Origin of the sequence: Halobacteriovorax vibrionivorans, assembly GCF_003346865.1 — a bacterium.
Taxonomy (GTDB): domain Bacteria; phylum Bdellovibrionota; class Bacteriovoracia; order Bacteriovoracales; family Bacteriovoracaceae; genus Halobacteriovorax_A; species Halobacteriovorax_A vibrionivorans.
Map to the genome: position 1 here is coordinate 1,134,391 of NZ_QDKL01000001.1, position 20,524 is coordinate 1,154,914.

Here is a 20,524-nt window from a genome sequence, read left to right on the forward strand (position 1 = left end):
ATGCCAGTTAGTGTTTTTATTTTTCTTCTCGTTCAATTAATTTATATTTCTTATATTGATATTCAATCAAGAAAAATAGCCAATGCATGGTCAATTGGTAATATCTTTCTCTTTATTGTGTTGTTATTCTTTTTTCCAAATTCTTATAACCTAAGTGTTCAAACTTTTCTTTTTCCATTGGGGATATTTTGTGCCGGTTTTCTTCTTTTTATTTTAAAGATAATGGGAGGGGGAGACTCGAAATATTTAGCAAGTTTGTTTCTTATTATTCCTGTTGAAATTCAAGAACAAGCATTCATCTCTTTGGCCGTTGTTACAGTGATTGTGGGGCTATCCGTATTTATTACTAATATACTCAAGAATTGGGATTTTATAGTAAAGGCTTTCAAAGAAGGTAACCTGTTTCAGATAAAACGTATATTTGGGAAGAAATTTGCATTTGCTCCTGTTATACTAGTTTCATGGATTTTTCTAGGATGGAAAATAAAAGAACTCATTTACTTCTAAATAAGAAGGGGCAATCAACAGTAGAGTATATTCTGCTCTTTGTTGTCGTCACGACTTTTGCCATGACAATATTTAAAAGTGATGCCTTTCAGGACATGATTGGTGAAGGTATGTTTGGGACACTTGCAAGATCAATGGAGTACTCTGCTCGTTATGGAACGAAGGGAACTGTAGATGGTTATGGAAGTAATTACTCAAATCCAAGACACCCATTATATTATAATGAAGCAAAAGGGCAGACGCATTTCTTCTCACCAAGAGAGCCTTATAATGAATAATTTATCAAAGAATAATAAAGGTCAGTCGACGATTGAATTCTTATCGACATTCACTTTTGTGATCGCCTTCTTCTTTGTGTTTGCTAAAATTGGCCTAAACTTTACGCATTCTTATTTACTACAATATGCAAATTTTATGGCCTCTCGTGCATACCTTGTTGCAGATAATAAGATACCTGGTGATAGCTTAGCACGCTCAAAGGCAAACCAGGTTTTTCAATCTTATAATGTTGTTAATTGTGGTCCTGACTGTGCTTTAAAGTTCAACTCTAAACAAACAACAGACTGGTTTTTAACAGGTACTTACTTAGATTATAAAACAAAGTTTTCTCTAATGAAGGTTTTAACTGGTGATATCGATATGAGCTTTCGTATTGAATCATTTTTGGGAAAAGAGCCCACCATTAGAGAATGCCTAGTGCGTGTTTGTCAGTCGTTTTCGGAAGTTACGACAGCAAGTGGCGCTGGAAATTGTTCAAGTACACTGACAACAATTTACGATAATGGATGTTAATTGAAGAAGAATAGTTACAAAGACATATTCAACAATGAAGAAGGTCAGGCATTATTTGAGGCCATGATATTCATTCCTATCCTTCTCTACCTAGTTGTAATGATGATCACAATCGGTAACTCCATTAACACTGCAATTAATCACAATAAAGCAGCTCGTACTTATACTTTCTATATTATGCGAGGAAATTCTGATGCATCCGGAAATTTCGATATTAATCGACTAAATGGAACATTAAGTGAACTTGGTAACTTTATGATTGGTTGGAGTGATGAAATGGGTGGCGCTGGTGGAGAAAGTCCGATAGCTCCTACTTTTCAAATCCCAACACTGCCATGGGCCCCAGCAGCTGAGGAAAATTGTCAAGATAGAGGTGATCCAGAGGATACGACATGTATAAAAGTGTTCACTTTATTTGGTGTTTGCGGAGAAACATTTAATAAAACAGGTGATGTTTTATTTAGAAATACAGATCCTGGTATTGCCACACTAAATTCGTCGTGTAATTTCAAGTAGAATTACCTCACTTGAAGTAGCCAAAAATGCCTCTTGGCCACCAACTCCTTGTTTTTTGATAAAATATTAACTGATTACTTAACTAAGTAAAGCAGGATGTTTTATGAATACAAGAGCTTTTACCCTGGCCCTAGTTATTGCAATGGTCGCAATGTTTATGGTCCATACATATATTGAAGACCAGCAGTCAGCGCTAATTAAAAAGTACGGAACAATGAGTTCTGTTCTCGTTGCAAAAGAAGATATTCGAGAGTTCGATCTACTAGATGAAACGAAGGTTTCGATTGTAACTGTTCCTCAGAAGTTCTTAGCACCCGGAAGTTTTAAAACAGTTAAAGAAATTGAAAATACAATTGCCACTGTTCCTATTTTAAAAGGGGAGCAAATCACAAAACCTCGTGTAACTTATCCAGGAGAGAGTACTGGACTTTCTAGAGAAGTTACTGTTGGTATGAGGGCCATCGCATTCCAAGTTGATGAAAGAAGTTCTGTAGGAAAACTTATTCGTCCAGGTGATCGTGTCGATGTACTTGCACCGATGGATTACACTGGTGGAGCGAGAATGGATCGTCAAAAAATTGTAACGATTCTACAAGATGTAAGAGTTCTATCAACAGGTAAAAGTGTATCTAATAATATTCCACTCATTGGTGTAAAGACGGCCGATGTCGTTCGAAAAATGAAGCTTAATACTTATTCAAATTATACAACAGTAACGCTTGAATTAAGTCCATTCCAAGCACAAAAGCTAACACACCTTTATCTCTTCCAATCAAATAAACCGATCTTAACTTTAAGAAATATTAATGATGGAGAGAAACAACTAATTGAAGGAACAAGGCTATACGATATTTTATCAGATGCAGATCGTAACGAGGCAAGAGCTTACTTTAATGAAAAGTATAAGAAGAAAAATTAATGTATATATTTAAAATCTTAATCATATTCTCAATGACTTTTATGAGTTTTGCGCAGCAAAGCTCTTCAGGTATTGGTGTACAAGAAGAAAAAGTCGAAGTTGTTCTGGGTATTGATAAAGTACTTCCAATAGACTTTCGTATTACTTCAAGAAGTGTTCAAGTTGCAAATCAAAGAATCTTAAAAGTACAACCTGTAAATACAGCAGCAGGAACTAGTGAGCTTGTTTTAAAAGGTGAAGCCCCTGGTATTACTTCCGTGACAGTTCGAGATCGCCTTGGTGCTATCAAAAAGAGATACCTTGTTACGGTAACAGCAACAGAAAAGTCAAAACTTATCTCTGAAATTAAAGAGCAATTAGGGCCAATTGAAGGGCTTGAAATTAACCTTCGTGGTGGAAAAGTCTTTGTTGAAGGAAAGATCATTGTTCCAGGTGATATTGGTCGAATTGTAAAAGTATTAGAAGATTACCCTGATGTGAAAAACTTAGTTGAAGTTTCACCTCAAACCTATTTGATTATTTCTCGAGAAATGCAAGAAGGATTACGTCGTAATAATTTAAAAGATGTAACAGTTAGGTTTTTTAATAACTCTTATCTACTTGAAGGGATTGTAAATTCAGAAGAAGAAAGTGCTCTTGCAGTGAAAATTGCGGCCACTTATTTACCGGATCGTATCGAGAGTTTAGCAAGACGTACTGACTCGGTTCAACAGTTGGGTCGTGATGAAATTATTAAAAACTTTCTTGCAATTAATAGAAAACCACAACCACCTCAGCCTTCAAAGCTTATTAAGATTACAGCTCAATTCGTCGAGTTGTCTAAAGATTATAATCGAGTCTTTGGCTTTAAGTGGAATCCAAGCGTTGGAACCACTGGTGGTCAGATTATTTTTGGCCGTGGTGAAAACGGGGGAACAATTACAACTTCTTCAAGTGGAAACTTCGGTGGAACAATAAATCAATTATTTCCTAAGCTAAGTTCTGCTAAGGCCGCTGGATATGCACGTATTGTTCAATCTGGAATGGTGATTACAAAAGATGGTGAAAAAGCCAAGCTCTCTAAAGGTTCAGAAAGAAATGTTGCGGTAGGTACTGGAGAGTTTCAACAGGCAAAAGTAATTGAAGCTGGCTTTAACTTAGACGTAACACCAAAGATTCTTCAAGAAGAGAAGATCAATCTCGATATTGTCCTAGGTGTTTCTTCTTCACAAGGTGCAGATAAACAAACAAATTCATTAGATACAAAGTTAATTGTTAAATCAAGAGAGTCAGCTGTTGTAGGTGGTATTTCCATTAATAAGACAGCAACAGAATACGATAAAGATCCTCCAGATGGTGTTTCAAGTACTCAGAGTGATGACTCTGACTCATCAGTTCAGACATTTTCATTATTCTCATTTGTCCGTTCAAAAGATGTTTCAAAGTCAAAGGAACAATTTGTTGTTTTTATTACTCCTGAGATTATTGAAAGTGCATCAACTGGAACTGAGGATATAAAAAGAAAGTTTAGAAAGAGGGGGCCATAATGGCCGAAGGTCATATTATAGCAGTTATTGGTGGTAAAGGCGGTGTCGGTAAGTCACAGGTCGCCACGAATTTAGCATTTGCTTTTAGTGGTGAAAAACGCTCAAAAACACTTTTATTGGACTTCGATCAAAAGGCCAGTGGAGATTTAAATCTTCTAACTGGAATAAAGACTAATAAGAACTTAAAAGATCTTTTCAGTTTTAATGGGAATATCGATCCTCGCTCCTTCCAACCATTCGTTAATATGCATCCAAGTGGTGTTCATTATATTGGTTTGCCAAATGATCCCGTTGCAACCGAAGGGATGAGTGTTGATAACGCTGGTAAGGTGTTAAAAGCTGCAAAAAATATGTATCCCACTACGATAATTGATGTGGGAACTGAGATTAATGATTTAACAGCTAAAGCTTTAGAGCACGCTACAATGATCCTTGTGGTTATTACACCGGATCTTTTAGCACTTAATCAAACAAAGCGCATGGTTTCAGAACTGATTACCATGATGTTTCCAAAAGAGATGATTCATTTTGTCTTTAATCAGGCACAAAAAGGTCATCCAGTCTCTGCTGATGTTGCAGGTAAGTCTGTGGGAAGGCCAGTATTAGCTCAAGTTCCAAAAGATGATCAAACTTGTGCAATGGCCTTAAATCAAAAGAAGCCAATCATGCTGGCAGCAAAGAATAGTGCTTTTGCAAAAGGTATTATCGAGTTAACTCGTACTATTAATGGTAAGGGAATTCTCAATCAGCTTGCTAAGCTAAATAAACCATCGGGTGTGGGTGTAAAGAAAGAGCGTTCAGCAACTGGTGCAGAGGCCAATTCATGGAGAGATTTAAAACTTCGAATTCATAAGGCCCTTGTCGAAGAGATGGATCTCTCAAAAGATGATGATAACGATCCTAAAGCTAAAATTATTCTAAAAGAAAAAACAAAGAAGATTGTTATTGAGCTTCTTGGCAAAGAAGATACAAAGGGAATTGTTAATAATCGCGATGAAATGAATAGTATTGTTAAGGAGATTTTGGATGAGGCCCTAGGTCTTGGTCCTTTAGAGGATCTCCTTGCTGACCCACTTATTTCTGAGATTATGGTAGTTGGCCCTAGTAAAATTTATTATGAAGAAGATGGGAAGGTTAAGCTTTCAAAAGTGACCTTTTCCAATGATAGACAAGTTCTAAATGTAATTGAAAGAATCGTAGCACCTATTGGTCGTCGTATTGATGAGAAGACTCCATATGTTGATGCTCGATTACATGATGGTTCAAGGGTTCACGCTATCATCCCTCCCTCTGCCATTGATGGGTGTTGTATTACAATTCGTAAATTCCCTGAAGAAAGGCTAACTCATAAGCACCTTGTGCAATACGGGTCGATTACTCAGAACATGGCCGACTTTATGAGAATTGCCGTTGAAGGGCATAAGAATATTATTGTCTCTGGTGGTACCGGTTCTGGTAAGACGACACTTGTAAATGTTTTAGGAAGTTTTATTCAAGCAAACGAGCGTATTATTACTTGTGAGGACTCTGCCGAGCTTAGTTTTCCTCAAGAGCACGTTGTTCGACTTGAAACAAGACCTCCGTCACTTGAAGGTGATGGTGAAATTGATATTCGCTGTCTCGTTAAGCAGTGTCTGAGAATGCGTCCCGAAAGAATTGTCGTTGGTGAGTGTCGTGGTGGTGAAACTCTTGATATGTTACAGGCCATGGGGACAGGTCACGATGGTTCGCTTACAACGGTTCACTCGAATAATCCAAGAGAGTGTATTGGAAGAATTGAAACCCTTGTTCAATACGCAGGAGCAGGACTTACGCCAAAGGCCATTCGCGATATGATTGCTAATGCAGTTCACCTTATTATTCAGGCATCAAGACTTGATGATGGTTCAAGAAAGATTACCCATATTACAGAAATTGGAGGAATCCAAGGTGATGTCGTAACACTACAAGATATTTTCTTATTTCAACAAAAAGATATTGATAAGAATGGGAAGATTATTGGATCCCATCAAGCAACAGGATTTATTCCTAAGTTTATCGAAACACTAGAAAGACAAGGTTATAATATCCCACGAGGTTTATTTTCTAATACTCCTGGTGGAGGAGCGCCAGGACAAAAGCCGGCAGCACCGCCAAAGGCCCCTGGGAATCGTCCACCACAAAAGGGACAAAAGCCAGGGCAAAGACCACCACAAGGTAAACCACAACAGCGTCCAGGTGTCCCACCGGTGAAGAAGAAAGCTTAAGGTAGAGGTTTAAACAATGAGTTTCTTTATTGAATTATTAGGTCGAAATGGAATGATAGCCTTCATAGGTCTTATCTTCTTTCTATTTTGTTACCGCTATTCAGTTGGGATCTTTGACCTCATCGAGAAGCAGACTTTCGGAACGCGTACATATATTTTAGAAAAGTTTGAATTACTCTTTATTGATGTAAAACCTGAGCATGTCACATATGCTCTTTTGGCCTTATCTTTTGGACTTGGAACACTGACATTACTTATTTTTGGTGTTTTTGGAAAATGGGGAATCGGTGCATTTGTAGGTTTAATCCTCGGTTTTATCGGATTTAAGGCACCAAAGCCAATTGTCGACTATATGGTCAATAAGAGAGTTACAGATTACCAAAATCAAATGGTCGATGGCCTAACTCTATTATCTAATGGTCTTAGGGCCGGTTTATCTGTACCACAGGCCTTAGGAATGGTTGTGGATGAGATGCCACCACCTATTTCTCAAGAGTTCGGTGTAATCCTTCAACAGAACCGAGTAGGGGTAACTTTAGAGGAGTGCTTCGAAAACTTGGCAGCTAGAGTACCAACACAAGACAATGATATGTTCGTTTCAAGTGTTAATATTTTACGCGAAACAGGTGGTAATCTTGCCGAAGTATTTGACACTATCGTCTCTGTTATTCGTGAAAGGATTCGTTTAAAGCAGAAAATTGATACTGCTACGGCCCAGGGAAAGTTCCAAGGACTGACTATTGCGGCCATGCCCTTTGTCATTCTAGCTATTTTCTCATCAAATGACCCAAGTCTATTACCGAAGATGTTTTCGACACCAATAGGGATTGTCTTATTTGTAGTCGCATGTATTTTAGACGGTATTGGGACCTACATTATCCTCCAAATCGTAAAAATCAAGGAATAAAGTTAATATATGTTTAAGTTTTGGTTATTGGATACCGATATATCTAGGGAGAGAATTTAGGATTCTTTAAAACCAAAAAGGAAATACGTCATGAGAATCAGTTTAAAGTTATTAGTACTATGTTTGTTTTCGCTGGCATCGATTGCTGGTGTGAACTTGAAGAACGGAAACTTCTACATCACGTACACGGACATTATTGTGCCTGGTGGTGGGAACGATCTCGTTATTGAAAGAACTTATAATTCAAAATCTCCTGGAAAGGGATGGTTTGGTTATGGTTGGGGTTCTGACTATGAAACACATTTAGTTGTTTCGGCAGATGGGTCAGTAACGATTCATGAAAATGGGTCAGGTGCAAAAACACGCTTCACACCAAGACAGGCCGTTGATCCTAAGGCAGCAGCACAAAAGATTGTGGATGTGATGAGAAAGAAAACATCCCTTTCAACTACAGTTGCAAGTACTCTTGTTAAGAAGCTAACAAATGATGCTGAATTAAGACAGGCGTATGCTAAGAAATTCAATGTTTCTTCAAACCTTGCTGTAGGAACTGAACTTTATTCGAATGTTCGCGGTCTTCAAAAGGTTGTGAAAACTAGAAAGGGTTATATTAGAAAGTATAATGATGGTAAAGAGAACCATTTCAATGAAGATGGTAAGCTTATCGAAGTTAAAGATAAGAATGGTTATGTTGTAAGACTTGATTATTCAAAAGCTGGAACTCTTCAATCAATTAAAGATTCAATGGCAAAGCAAATTTTCTTTAAATGGTACCCGAATGGACTTGTAAAGTCTGTTGAATCAGGTGCAGGAAAGAAAACTGTTTATACTTATGATTCAGCTTATAACTTAAAAGAAGCAAAAGATGTTTCTGGAAACAACTTTAAATATGATTACGATGCTAATCACAACATGACGAAGATTACATATAAAGATGGTACTTTCCAAAAAATTGATTATGAAAAGAAAACACAATTTGTAAAAGAACTTACAAAAAGAAGTGGTGAGGTTGTTAAGTATTCATATGAAAGTAATCCAAAGAATCCAGATTTCCATTACTGGACTTTAGTTGCAAAGAAGTCACCAACTAAGAAAGAAGTTGTAAACCGTTATGAGTATGAAATTAAGAAAAAACCAGACGGGTCTCATTACACTTACCGTATTCTTACTGTAATTAATGGACTTAAGACTGAAACAATTTATACAGAATGTTGTTCTCTTCCAAAGCAAATTAAAAGAGGAAAGCATGTTACAAACTTTGAATATAACAAAGATGGACTACTTGTTAAAAAGAGCTCTTCAAGAGGTGACTTTGTAGAACTTGATTACCACAAGAAGTTTAAGAAGATTACAAAAGTTGTTAATTCAAGAGGTTGGACTGAATTTGATTATGATAAGAAAGGTAACCTAAAGAAAGCTAACAACTCAAAAGGTATGTCAGTTGTTCTTCTTTATGATTCAAAAGGTCGTATCTCTAAGATGATGGACTACAATAAGAAAACAAAGAAGAAAAGAGCACTTGAATTCCAATACAATGCTCAAGGTAAGCCAGTTGAGATTACTATGAATAAAATTGGTAAGATCAATGTTAAATATGATAACTACGGCGAAATTTTAAAAGTAGAGTCTAAAGCAGGACATAAGATGGCCTTACAAGTAACAAGGGCCTTCCAATCACTTTTAGCAATTGTTAAGCCTGCTGGTGTTAACTTAAATATGTAATTGGAGGGAATATATGAAAAAGTTATTAATGGTTTTATTTCTTATGGGTACCCTTTCTGTACAAGCAGAAATGTCAGAAAGTTCAACTCCTTGTGATGCAAATAATAACGAGGCTAAGTGTGAAAGTGGTGATAACTGCTTAACTCTTGACTCTGAGTCTGGAGAAAGTTCTCAAACAGATACATCTGCGAAAGGTGATGGTCAGTAAAAGAAGTTATTAAAATCTATTATAATGAATGGGCCCTCTTTACTAGAGGGCCTTTTTTTTGCTAAAGACTTGTTTTGTCGACAAGAAATAGCTGACTAAATTATAAACGTATTTCGATATCGTATATATTATATAGTATTTAAAAATAGCCTTTCTAAGCATGTTAAGTATATATAATGAAAAATAAACTTATCATTATACTTATCTCTCTACTAAGTACGCAATTATATGCTCTTGAAAAAATTGAATGCCGTGATAGTGATAGTTTATATGTTGAAGAGAAAGTATTTATTTCAAATATTGGCAAGTTGAACTGTGAGTTCTACCAAGATGTCATTGACACTTTAAGAGATATAAATGACTTTAATTCTGTGGATGCAGTGGTCAATATTATTTTAAGTGATCGTTCTTTTAGTGCTTCTTTTGATTTGGGCTCAAACCTTGAGATTCCACAACAATTTATTCGCCAAAATAAAGCTGGAGACTATCATTTCGTCAGTAATGAAGCGACAGTAGGGATTGTTGCTCATGAGTATGGGCATGCAATTTTATCAAGTTTTCTCGCCCAAGAACTACCTTCATTTAATAATCTTTTTCAATTACAAAAGAAAATTTCAAAGCTTAAAATACGTGCTTTTGGAATACGCTTATTAATTAAAGACCCTAAGACAAGTGTTAGTGAGCGAATTTCATTGCAAAATGAACTTCTTACAACAGCAAAGAAAATGAAAGAATTAAAAAGTAAGAGGAATAATGAAAATTATGAGCGATTTTTTAACTTAATGCTACCATACCAAGAGCTCTTGGCCGATGTCATTACTGTATATAATTATAATGATAAAGACTTTCTTGTGAAAATCGTCGATCATCCAAAGTATTCAAAATTAGAAAAAGAAGTGGTAGTTGCGAGATCTTTTAATCAAGTGGATGTAGAGCTCTCAAAAGAAAATGAACAAAGCCCACATGCTAAGCTCTATTTAGTTCGACAATATATTGGCTCAAATCTGTGGCCAACTAATTCACATCAAAAGAGGGAATATATTGATAAGATTCTTAGGGCCATTAGAACTAGCCTTGAAGAAGAGCTTTATGGGCCATTGCCATCACTCAATTATAAGGCTCAATCCAAGAGATTAATTTCAAAACTAAAATCAATGCGTTAGGTGCCATATAGTCAAATTGATGTCTAATTTATGATCAGTGTACAAAATATATCAAAATTTCCTTACGTAAGTGTTTAAAATTACATACGTGTTTTTGGCATCACCCTTGCTCTATATAAGACATAGAAACACACAACCATAATGGGGGAATTATGAAAAAGTTAACATTAGTATTTTTATTAGTTTTAAGTGCCACAAACGTATTAGCTCTATCTGAGACTGAAACGAATTGTGATGAAATGTATGCAAGTAGTGATAGCGTTGCAAGCGTTGAGAGTGCAGCTCCAGCAGCTTCAGGCTCGACTTCTTCATCTTCATCTTCTGCAACAGGACAGTAAGAAGCACAACAAAACCAAACTCAAAAATTTACCCACACTCCTTATAAAAAGCCTAGTCACGAACTAGGCTTTTTTAGTATACTTGGCCCATGGACAATAATATAGCAACGATATACACAGCTCAGAAAGGGCGAAAAGAACTTAGTTATAATGATCGCATATCAGTCTTAGAAGCCTTAGAAGAGAGGATAAAGGACTTAGAGCCGAGAATCGTAGATGCATTAAAAGCTGATCTGAGAAAGCCTCGATTTGAGTCTTTTTTATCTGAGATTGATTTTTGTTTACACGAAATTAAAACTGTAAAGAAGAAGCTAAAAAAGTGGATGAAGCCACGTAGGGTTTGTTCACCGTTACCTTTTATGCCTGCTAAAAGTCGTATTCATTTTGAGCCCTATGGGCAGGTTCTAGTTATCGCTCCGTGGAATTATCCATTTCAATTGGCCATCGTTCCTCTGATTGGAGCAATTGCAGCCGGTAATAAAGTTATTCTAAAGCCTTCTGAGGTTGCACCCAATACTTCTAGCATCTTAAATGAACTCATATCAAGTGCCCTCGATAGCGAGATCGCTGCTGTTGTTGAAGGTGGTGTTGATGAAACGACTGAGTTATTAAATTTAAAATTTGATTATATTTTCTATACAGGAAATGGCCATGTCGGTCGTATTATCATGGCCGCAGCGGCTAAGAATTTAACACCGCTAACACTAGAACTCGGCGGTAAGTCTCCAGCAATTGTTGGAACTAAGAATCTTGATTTAGCGGCCAAAAGAATTGTTTGGGGTAAGTTCTTCAATGCAGGTCAAACTTGTGTTGCTCCTGACTATGTTCTTTTACGCAAAGAGGATCAAGACGAATTTATTAATTCAGCAAAGAAGTACCTAGTCCAATTCTACGGCGACAATGTTAAGAATAGTCCTGACTATGGACGCATCATCAATGAAAGACATTTTGATCGTTTAAATGCTCTTGTTAAAAAAGATGACGTACTTATTGGTGGAGATGTTGATAAGAGCGATTTATATATTTCACCGACATTCATAAAAGCAAATGAATCAAGTGAAATTATGCAGGATGAAATTTTTGGACCAATCCTTCCTCTTGTGAATATCGATAATCTTGATGAAGCAATCGCTTACGTAAAAAGACATGATAAGCCTCTTGCATGTTATGCATTTCTTGATAAAACAAGTGAAAAGAATCGTGTCATCAATGAAATTAGCAGTGGTGGTATGGTAATTAATGATACGATCATTCATCTGTCAAATGACCAACTTCCATTTGGAGGTGTTGGTGAGTCAGGAATGGGAGCTTATCATGGGAAGCACTCTTTTGAACTCTTCTCTCATCGCAAGTCTGTTATGAATAGGGCCTTTTTCTTAGAAAATGACTTACGCTATCCACCATATAGTAAGAAAGAATCATTTATTAGAAAGTTGATGAACTTAATCAGTTAAATTTATTTTACTTATTTATTGGAAATCGCATGCTAGAATTTTCTTATGAAAAATCTAGCATTCCTTATTTTTATCACTTTATTAAATCCGTTCTACTCCTTTGCTAAATCCAATGTTAAAGCAAAAGAAGTTTTTAAAACCAATGAAATCATTTGGGGTCTCACATTCATTAATGAAAATGAAATTCTTTTCACCGAAAGAGAAGGTAAGATTAAATATCACAACTTTCTTACTAAAGAGACGAAGTCTTTAACAGCACCTAAAGTAGTTGCTTCAGGGCAAGGTGGGATGCTTGATATCGTCATTAAGAATATCGGTGAAAAAACTTATGCTTATTACACCTATTCTGGAAAGGTCGGTAAAACGGTTGCGACGATTCTTGCTAGAGCGCAGTACAAGGATAAGAGTTTATCTCGCCCAGAAGTACTACTTGAAACTAAGGTATATAGTGATACTTCAAGACATTTTGGTTCACGTTTACAGTTCAAAGATAACTATTTATTTATGACTGTTGGTGATCGAGGTGAAAGGGATTATGCTCAAAAACTTAATTATCATAATGGTAAGATCCTTAGGTTAAATCTCGACGGAAGTCCTGCTAAAGGAAATCCTTTTGAAAAAACAAAAGGCGCATTAAAAGAGATTTGGAGCTATGGGCATCGCAATCCTCAAGGGATCTTTATGGATGCTAATAAGAGAATTTTTAGCTGTGAATTTGGTCCTCGTGGTGGAGATGAGTTAAACCTAATCAAGCCTGGGCTCAATTATGGATGGCCAATCATTACCTACGGTAAAGAATACTGGGGACCTAGTATAGGAGAGGAAAAAAAGGCCGGTATGGAGCAACCAATAGTCTATTGGACACCAAGTATTTCTCCTTCTGGTATGACCATATATAACGGTAAGAAATATAAAGATTGGAAAGGAAATGTCTTACTTGCGGCCCTCGGTAGCGAACACCTCAGAAGGCTTGTTTTAGAGGGTGATAAAGTGGTTAGGCAAGAAGTCTATCTAGAGGACTTAGACGAGAGAATGAGGCAAATAAGGGTCTCTCCAGCGGGAGAAATCTACCTCACCACAGATTCTGGGAAGATATTGAAAGTACTTAAAAACTAGAGACTTATGAGTTGTTTAAAAGATGAACACCTATGAAAATATGTCTATCTTTTTTACGCTTTTACGTCTGTAAGTATCTAATATTACTATCTCTTAAGTTGGCACATGTTATGCATTAATATTAGTGACTAGCAAAGGAGAAGTATTATGAAAAAGCTATTTTTAGTATCAATTTTATCACTATTAACAAGTTATGTTCTGTCTGCACCACGTGAGACACCAACAGAAACTTTTGATGATTCAATTTGTTTAACTAGAGGGTTAGATTTAAAGCAAAAAATGAAAGAAGTAGATGAGTTAATTGCGAAATCTGCTGGTAGTGTTATTGAGAGTGATAACTCTTCAGCAACTAGTCAGTAAGCTTAATTATCTCGTAATACTTTTAAAAGGGCCTCGCGTTCTTCAACAGTGTATTCACCATGTTGATACTCATCAAGAGCGTCGAGGTCCTCAGCTCTCTTTATTTGTTCCTTTGTCACACCTGAAGATTCTCTTTTTACATAATCAACTTTCTTAGCAGTGTTATTAAATAACTTAACTGTCATTTCTTTGCCTTCTGATAGGCTTGTATTTAAATAAAAAGAAATCGTAGAATAAACCTTTTCTGTATAAGGGCGCAGCGGCTTATTGATTGATTCAAAGACTGTTTTTTTCTGACTTACAGGAAAGGCCAATATTAAAAAACTCACTGTAAAATAAATTGCAAAACGAATCATCTTCTAGCTCGCTTGTTCTTGGATCATATCGTGCATCATTTTTTCAACAGACTTCAGCAAATCTTCCTTTTTAAAAGGTTTTACTAAGAAGTCTTGTGCACCAGTTGATATTGAGTCGATACATACAGTTTCAATATCAAGAGAGGACATCATAATTACCTTAGCATCCATAAAGTTATTAACGATTGACTCTGCCAATTCAAGTCCACTTACTTGCGGCATAACGACATCAATTATGAAGAGGTTTGGATTTAATTCAAAAGACAATTTAAGGGCCTCTTGAGCATTTCCTACAGTGGCAACGACCTCATAACCTTCTTGCTCAAGAATATCTTTTGTTGATGTTCTTGCCATCTCTGAGTCATCCACAATCATTATTTTTAGATCTGTTTTTTCCATACATCTCTCATTTTAAGTGATACTTACTTAAAAAAAAAGAGGGCCAGTTAGGCCCTCTTTTCTATGCAGCCTCTGAGGCCATTGTTTTTTCTTGATGTTTTTTCTCTGTTTTTTGATGAACCTCTTTTTTGTACTCATGCCATCCGACAAGAGCTATATCGAGTACTTCATCAATAGTTTTAACAGGTACAAAGTTGATTTTCTCTCTTAGGTTCTCTGGAATATCTACTAAGTCCTTTTTATTACCCCATGGAATAACTACTGTAGAAATCCCCATTCTAAGAGCAGCTAGGGCCTTTTCTTTTAGGCCACCAATTGGAAGAACTTTTCCTGTAAGAGTAATCTCACCAGTCATTGCTACATCACGACTTACTGGAACACCTGTGCAATTAGATACAAGTGCTGTTGCTAGTGTGATACCGGCACTTGGTCCATCTTTTGGAGTTGCACCAGCTGGTAAGTGAACATGAAATTCATGGTTTTCAAAAATATCCTCATCAATTCCCATATAAAGTGCACGAGAACGGATGTAGTTAATTGCCGTTTTTGCTGACTCTTTCATTACGTCACCAAGTTGACCCGTAAGAGTAAGACCTTGTCCTTTCATCTTAGTTGTCTCAATGTAGAGAACTTCACCACCATGAGATGTCCAAGCTAGTCCTGTTGATACACCAACTTCATCATCTTCTTTATGATCTTCTTTTACAAAGATAGGTGGACCTAGGTATTTAACAACAGTATCTTTTACGATATGTGTTTTTGCCATTTCGCCTTTTGCAATTCTCATTGCAACTTTTCGACAAAGAGTTCCGATTCTTCTTTCAAGATTACGTAGACCTGCTTCTGAAGTATAGTGCTCAATTACACTTTCTACACCTTCATCAGTAAAGACAACGTGCTCATCGTTAATACCGTTCTCATCCATTTGCTTAGGGATGATGTATCTCTTAGAGATTTCAACTTTTTCTTCTCTTGTATAACCTGAAAGGTTAATAACTTCCATACGATCTCTAAGTGGACCAGGAATATTTTCAAGCATATTTGAAGTAGCAATAAACATACAATTTGAAAGATCAAATGGTACATTTAAGTAATGATCTCTAAACTCAACATTTTGTTCAGGATCAAGTACTTCAAGAAGTGCTGCTGAAGGATCACCTTTGTAGTCACCTGATAATTTATCAATCTCATCAAGTAGAACCACAGGGTTATTAGTTTTTGCTTGCTTCATCGCTTGAATAAAACGACCTGGCATTGCTCCAACGTAAGTTCTTCTATGACCTCTGATTTCAGCTTCATCTTTTACACCACCAAGAGAAATTCTAACAAACTCTCTTCCTGTTGCACGAGCAATTGACTTCCCAAGTGATGTTTTACCAACACCAGGAGGACCTTGGAAACATAGGATTGGCCCTTTCATATCATCACCTTTAAGTTGTCTAACTGCTAGGTGCTCAAGAATTCTTTCTTTGATTTTAGTTAGCTCAAAGTGGTCTTCGTCTAGAATATCCAGAGCTGCATTAAGATCAATGTGCTCTTGCGACTTTTTATTCCATGGAAGATCACACATCCACTCAATATAATTTCTCATGATGCTAGCTTCTGATGAATCTGGGTGCATCTTTTCGAGTCTAGTGAATTGCTTCATTGTTTCTTTTAAAACATCTTCTGGCATACCCGCTTCATCAATTCTTCTTTTAAACTCTGCGAATTCATCTTGTTCTTGTGATTGCCCATCACCAAGTTCTGACTTTATTGCCTTGATCTGTTCTTTAAGGAAAACATCTCTTTGGTTTGTTGATTCAGATGAAGTATTGTTCTTCATCTTTTGTTGCATCATTAGAATCTCTAATTCACGATTTAGAATGTCGTTGATTGCATGTAGGCGATCAACTGGATCTAGTGTTTCGAGAATTGTTTGAGCTTCTGAAACATGGAGGTTTAGATTTGATGCAATAAGGTCTGCAAGTCTAGAAGGATCTGTAATATCTTCTAGTACCATTAGAATATCTGGAGAAAGAACTTTTCCAAGTTGGATAACTTTCTCAAGCTGCTCTTTAATTGTTCTCATAAGAGCAGTTGTTGCAATATTTGCATTATCAGCGATAACATCTTCAACTTTCTCAACTTTTGTAACATAGAAAGGAGACTGTTGTTCAAAAGAAGTAATTCTCGCTTTAGATAGACCTTGTACTAAAATTTTAATACGTCCATCAGGCAGCTTTCTCATTCTCATGATCATGGCAACTGTTCCTAGCTCATAAATTTCTTCAGGGGCTGGATGTTCTGCAACGATGTCTTTTTGGCTTGATAATAATATTAATCTATCTGAATGATTAATAGCATGGTCAATAGCTTTGATTGATGCTTCTCTACCAACAAATAGAGGTAAAATCATAAATGGATAAATAACTAAGTCTCGGATTGGTAAGAGGGCCAATTCTTCCTTAAACTCAATGTTCTCACCCTCGTAATTTGTAACCATAAATCTTTCCTCCAACAGGTCGGCGCAATATAGGCAATATGTTCTTAAATAACATCGGGCAATAAAAAAAACTCTTTAATAAAAAGAGCGAAAATGCGTGATTTTTTTGAGTTTTTTAACTGATTTTTTTGCTATGATTTAGTTAATGTGTTGTAATTCCATAAAGAGTAAGTGGACCGTTATAGTCGGTTATTAGGAGATTAAATATGTCAGATAATTCATCAAAAAAAGTTGCAATTGTTGTTCTTGCTGCAGGTAAGGGAACGAGACTTAAGATGGACATCCCAAAACCACTAGCGCCACTTCACGAAAACACATTAGTGGATTATGTAATCGATACATTTAAAGACTTTGGTGACATCACATTAGTAACGGGCCATCAACGTGAACTTGTTGAAGAACATGTTAATAAGAAATTTGAAAATATTAACTATGTATATCAGAAGGAACAATTAGGTACTGGCCATGCTGTACAGACTTACTTGAAGGACTTTGAAAACTCTCGAGGTTATGATTATACAATTGTAACTTGTGCAGATACTCCTTTAATCACAAAAGAAACAGTTAGTTCATTAATTGAAGAAATTGAAAAAGGCTCAAATGCAGTATGTGCAACTTTTACGGCAGATAACCCAACTGGCTACGGCCGAATCATTCGCAAGGGAACAGGTTTTCAAATTGTCGAAGAAAAAGATGCAAATGATGATCAAAGACAAATTGATGAAGTTAACTCTGGTCTTTATATCTTTAAAACACTTTATTTAATGGATCATATTTTTAATTTATCTGATGATAATAAATCAGGTGAATTCTATTTAACTGATACATTTTCTCCGGAAGCAAATGTTACACCTTTATTATTTGAAGAGCCCCGTGAGTTTCTAGGAGTAAATAACCTTATTCAACTTTCTCAAGCGGATATTTATTTAAGACGCTCAATTGCTCGCTACTTAATGCTAGAAGCAGGAGTGCGCTTTACAGATCCTTCTCATACATATTGTTATTCAAAAAATATTGGTCAAGGAACACATCTATTTCAAAATGCTTTTATCGATGACAAAACAGTAATCGGTAAGAATGTTATTATCGAACAAGGCGTGACAATAAAGAATTCAATTATTGAAGACGGTGCCATTATTAAGGCCAATTCATATATTACTGACTCAAAGGTCTCAAATGGTGCTTCAATTGGACCAATGGCACAACTTAGACCTGGAAGTAATATTGGTGAAGGGGCAAAGCTTGGAAACTTTGTTGAAGTAAAGAAGTCAAATATTGGTAAGAAGTCCGCTGTATCTCATCTAAGTTATGTCGGAGATGCTGAAATTGGTGATGGTGTAAATATTGGCTGTGGATTCATTACTTGTAATTATGATGGGGCCAATAAGAATAAGACAATTATCGGTGATGGTTCATTCATCGGCTCTGATACACAAATGATTGCTCCTATTGAAATTGGGAAAGAGTGCTATGTTGCGTCAGGCTCAACGATCAATAAAAGTATGCCTGATGGATCTTTTGCTATTGCTAGAGGGCGTCAAGAGACGAAAGAAGGCATGGCAAAGCGTTTCATTAAGAAAAAAACAGATAAATAAGTCATCCAAAAATTTTAATTTCGCCTGCAAAATGGTATCTTTTCCTAATTAGTATTGTTTTAAACATATAAGGAAGTGACTATGTGCGGAATTGTTGGGCATTTAGGGCCATCAAATTCAGTTGACGTTGTTCTAGAAGGACTTAGAAGACTAGAATATCGCGGGTATGACTCGGCTGGAGTTAGTTTCATTAATAATGATGACAAGCTCCTCGTTTATAAGAAAGAAGGAAAAATAGCTAACCTTGAAGCAGAGCTTGAAGGTAAGGATATCCATGCCAGATCTTGCATTGGTCATACACGTTGGGCCACTCATGGTGGAGTAACAGATTACAATGCTCACCCTCACGTTTCAACGAAAGATGGTATTGCTATGGTTCACAATGGAATCATTGAAAATGCATCTGAAATTCGTGAAGAACTTAAAGGTCAAGGAATCTATTTTGAATCTGAAACTGACTCTGAAACATTTTTAGGACTTCTTATTTATCATAAACGTCAGGGAACTCCGATTCGCGAGGCGATTGTAAAATCATTTGAAAGAATTGAAGGCTTCTCTGCATTTGTTGTTTTAAACCGCGAAACAGATGAGATCTTTGCAATTAAAAAAGGTGCACCACTGGTATGTGGGAGTAATGAAGTAAACTCAGAAGTTTTTGTTTCAAGTGACCCTTATGCTCTTGCTGGTATGGCAACACGTATCTATTTTCCAGAAGACGGTGTTCTTTGTCATTTAAGTGTTAAAAATAATCAACTACTAAACTTCTATGAGCTTAGTGGTGAAAAATGTCATCGCTATATGTCGAAAGAGCAAACGATTGATCATGATCCAGCTTCTAAAGGTGACTTTGAGCATTATATGCTTAAGGAAATCTATGAGCAGCCTGAACTAATCCGCTCACTTACTCAATATTATTTTCAAGGTGAAGGGAAAGAAAGTTTAGAAGAAGCAACAAAGCTTCCTATGAAAGCAGTTAATATCTCTGCCTGTGGTACGGCCTTTTATGCAGGCCTAGTAATTAAAGACTATATTGAATCAAAAAACCGCGTTCGCTGCTTTGCTGATATTGCTAGTGAGTTTCGTTACCGAAATCCAATACTAGATAAAGAAGAGTTAGCGATGTTTATCTCTCAATCAGGGGAGACGGCAGATACTCTTGCTGCCCAATCAATGTGTAAGGAGAAGGGCCTTAAGTCACTTTCTATTGTTAATACAGAAGGTTCAACTCTATATCGTGATTGTGATGTAAATCTTATGATTCGCGCAGGTGTTGAAATTGGTGTTGCTTCAACAAAAGCATTCACTCAACAAGTCCTTACAGGAAAAACTCTTTCTGAAGTTCTAGCGCATGGTGGAATTGATGATGAACTAAGAAATACTTTAGCTTCTCGATACAGCTTATTAGCTGAGAGAGTTGAGCAATTACTTGATAACACAAAACCAATTAAAGACGTTGCGGATGCAATCTATAAGCATAAGGGATTTTTCTATACTGGTCGTGGAGCATATTTTCCAATCGCTATGGAAGGGGCACTTAAGCTTAAAGAGATTGCTTATGTTCACGCTGAAGGCTATGCCTCTGGTGAGTTAAAACATGGGCCAATCGCTCTTATTGATGAAGAGAAAGTAAATGTTGCTCTCGTGGGTGAAGAATTATTTGAAAAAACGGTTTCAAATATTCAAGAGATTAAAGCACGTAAGGGGCTTATCGTTTCAATTGGTCCTAAGAATCGTTACGAGCTTAAAGAAGTATCAGACCATTATATTGAATTAGATTTTGAAGGACTAGGAGACCTAGCTCCTTTATATGTAAATGTTGTAAACCAACTGTTAGCTTATTACATTGCTAAAAATTTAGGTACAGATATTGATAAGCCAAGAAACCTGGCGAAGTCAGTTACAGTTGAGTAAGACG

The 20,524-nt window shown here is 36.4% G+C and carries 20 protein-coding genes; 17 read left to right on the forward strand and 3 right to left on the reverse strand.

Annotated features, from left to right (window positions below; translation table 11 throughout):
* The 15 genes from DAY19_RS05555 (at nucleotide 1) to DAY19_RS05625 (ending at nucleotide 13,774) form a co-directional block, all read left to right on the forward strand.
* Nucleotides 1-507: a prepilin peptidase gene (locus DAY19_RS05555; protein ID WP_114706174.1), complete on the forward strand. Its 507-nt coding sequence runs from the start codon at nucleotides 1-3 to the stop codon at nucleotides 505-507.
* Complete coding sequence (locus tag DAY19_RS05560) at nucleotides 477-785, forward strand: hypothetical protein (RefSeq protein ID WP_114706175.1); 309 nt, start codon at nucleotides 477-479, stop codon at nucleotides 783-785. The genes DAY19_RS05555 and DAY19_RS05560 overlap by 31 nt, the downstream gene beginning before the upstream one ends.
* On the forward strand, nucleotides 778-1,299 hold the full coding sequence (locus DAY19_RS05565; protein ID WP_114706176.1) for a hypothetical protein: 522 nt from the start codon (nucleotides 778-780) through the stop codon (nucleotides 1,297-1,299). Before DAY19_RS05560 ends, DAY19_RS05565 begins: the two co-directional genes overlap by 8 nt.
* A complete protein-coding gene (locus tag DAY19_RS05570; RefSeq protein WP_114706177.1) occupies nucleotides 1,300-1,815 on the forward strand; it encodes a hypothetical protein in 516 nt (171 codons plus the stop codon). It begins immediately after the preceding gene.
* A 103-nt stretch (nucleotides 1,816-1,918) separates the two neighbouring features.
* A complete protein-coding gene (gene cpaB / locus DAY19_RS05575) occupies nucleotides 1,919-2,734 on the forward strand; it encodes a Flp pilus assembly protein CpaB (RefSeq protein WP_114706178.1) in 816 nt (271 codons plus the stop codon).
* Nucleotides 2,734-4,260: a pilus assembly protein N-terminal domain-containing protein gene (locus DAY19_RS05580; protein ID WP_114706179.1), complete on the forward strand. Its 1,527-nt coding sequence runs from the start codon at nucleotides 2,734-2,736 to the stop codon at nucleotides 4,258-4,260. The genes cpaB and DAY19_RS05580 overlap by 1 nt, the downstream gene beginning before the upstream one ends.
* A complete protein-coding gene (locus tag DAY19_RS05585) occupies nucleotides 4,260-6,506 on the forward strand; it encodes an ATPase, T2SS/T4P/T4SS family (protein ID WP_114706180.1) in 2,247 nt (748 codons plus the stop codon). Before DAY19_RS05580 ends, DAY19_RS05585 begins: the two co-directional genes overlap by 1 nt.
* 16 nt (nucleotides 6,507-6,522) lie before the next feature.
* The gene (locus tag DAY19_RS05590; RefSeq protein ID WP_114706181.1) at nucleotides 6,523-7,413 is read left to right on the forward strand and encodes a type II secretion system F family protein; all 891 of its coding nucleotides are present in this window, start codon (nucleotides 6,523-6,525) and stop codon (nucleotides 7,411-7,413) included.
* 90 nt (nucleotides 7,414-7,503) lie between these two features.
* Complete coding sequence (locus DAY19_RS05595) at nucleotides 7,504-9,135, forward strand: RHS repeat domain-containing protein (RefSeq protein WP_114706182.1); 1,632 nt, start codon at nucleotides 7,504-7,506, stop codon at nucleotides 9,133-9,135.
* A 13-nt stretch (nucleotides 9,136-9,148) separates the two neighbouring features.
* A complete protein-coding gene (locus DAY19_RS05600; protein ID WP_114706183.1) occupies nucleotides 9,149-9,343 on the forward strand; it encodes a hypothetical protein in 195 nt (64 codons plus the stop codon).
* Between the two features lie 176 nt (nucleotides 9,344-9,519).
* The gene (locus DAY19_RS05605) at nucleotides 9,520-10,506 is read left to right on the forward strand and encodes a hypothetical protein (protein ID WP_114706184.1); all 987 of its coding nucleotides are present in this window, start codon (nucleotides 9,520-9,522) and stop codon (nucleotides 10,504-10,506) included.
* A gap of 152 nt (nucleotides 10,507-10,658) precedes the next feature.
* Complete coding sequence (locus DAY19_RS05610) at nucleotides 10,659-10,844, forward strand: hypothetical protein (protein WP_114706185.1); 186 nt, start codon at nucleotides 10,659-10,661, stop codon at nucleotides 10,842-10,844.
* Between the two features lie 89 nt (nucleotides 10,845-10,933).
* Nucleotides 10,934-12,298 (forward strand): aldehyde dehydrogenase family protein, encoded by a 1,365-nt coding sequence (locus DAY19_RS05615; protein ID WP_114706186.1) that lies wholly within the window; start codon nucleotides 10,934-10,936, stop codon nucleotides 12,296-12,298.
* 45 nt (nucleotides 12,299-12,343) lie between these two features.
* Nucleotides 12,344-13,414 (forward strand): PQQ-dependent sugar dehydrogenase, encoded by a 1,071-nt coding sequence (locus DAY19_RS05620; RefSeq protein ID WP_114706187.1) that lies wholly within the window; start codon nucleotides 12,344-12,346, stop codon nucleotides 13,412-13,414.
* A 147-nt stretch (nucleotides 13,415-13,561) separates the two neighbouring features.
* Complete coding sequence (locus DAY19_RS05625; protein ID WP_114706188.1) at nucleotides 13,562-13,774, forward strand: hypothetical protein; 213 nt, start codon at nucleotides 13,562-13,564, stop codon at nucleotides 13,772-13,774.
* A gap of 2 nt (nucleotides 13,775-13,776) precedes the next feature.
* Here DAY19_RS05625 and DAY19_RS05630 read toward each other — a convergent pair whose 3' ends face one another.
* The 3 genes from DAY19_RS05630 to lon form a co-directional block, all read right to left on the reverse strand.
* On the reverse strand, nucleotides 13,777-14,103 hold the full coding sequence (locus tag DAY19_RS05630) for a hypothetical protein (RefSeq protein ID WP_133296892.1): 327 nt from the start codon (nucleotides 14,101-14,103) through the stop codon (nucleotides 13,777-13,779).
* A gap of 30 nt (nucleotides 14,104-14,133) precedes the next feature.
* Nucleotides 14,134-14,529, reverse strand: coding sequence for a response regulator (locus DAY19_RS05635; RefSeq protein ID WP_114706190.1), 396 nt, complete (start codon nucleotides 14,527-14,529; stop codon nucleotides 14,134-14,136).
* 61 nt (nucleotides 14,530-14,590) lie between these two features.
* Nucleotides 14,591-17,014 (reverse strand): endopeptidase La, encoded by a 2,424-nt coding sequence (gene lon / locus DAY19_RS05640; protein WP_114706191.1) that lies wholly within the window; start codon nucleotides 17,012-17,014, stop codon nucleotides 14,591-14,593.
* Between the two features lie 206 nt (nucleotides 17,015-17,220).
* On the opposite strand from lon, the gene glmU reads away from it, so the two are divergent.
* Nucleotides 17,221-18,609, forward strand: coding sequence for a bifunctional UDP-N-acetylglucosamine diphosphorylase/glucosamine-1-phosphate N-acetyltransferase GlmU (gene glmU / locus DAY19_RS05645; protein ID WP_114706192.1), 1,389 nt, complete (start codon nucleotides 17,221-17,223; stop codon nucleotides 18,607-18,609).
* Between the two features lie 81 nt (nucleotides 18,610-18,690).
* A complete protein-coding gene (gene glmS / locus DAY19_RS05650) occupies nucleotides 18,691-20,520 on the forward strand; it encodes a glutamine--fructose-6-phosphate transaminase (isomerizing) (RefSeq protein WP_114706193.1) in 1,830 nt (609 codons plus the stop codon).
* The last annotated feature ends 4 nt before the right edge of the window (nucleotides 20,521-20,524 follow it).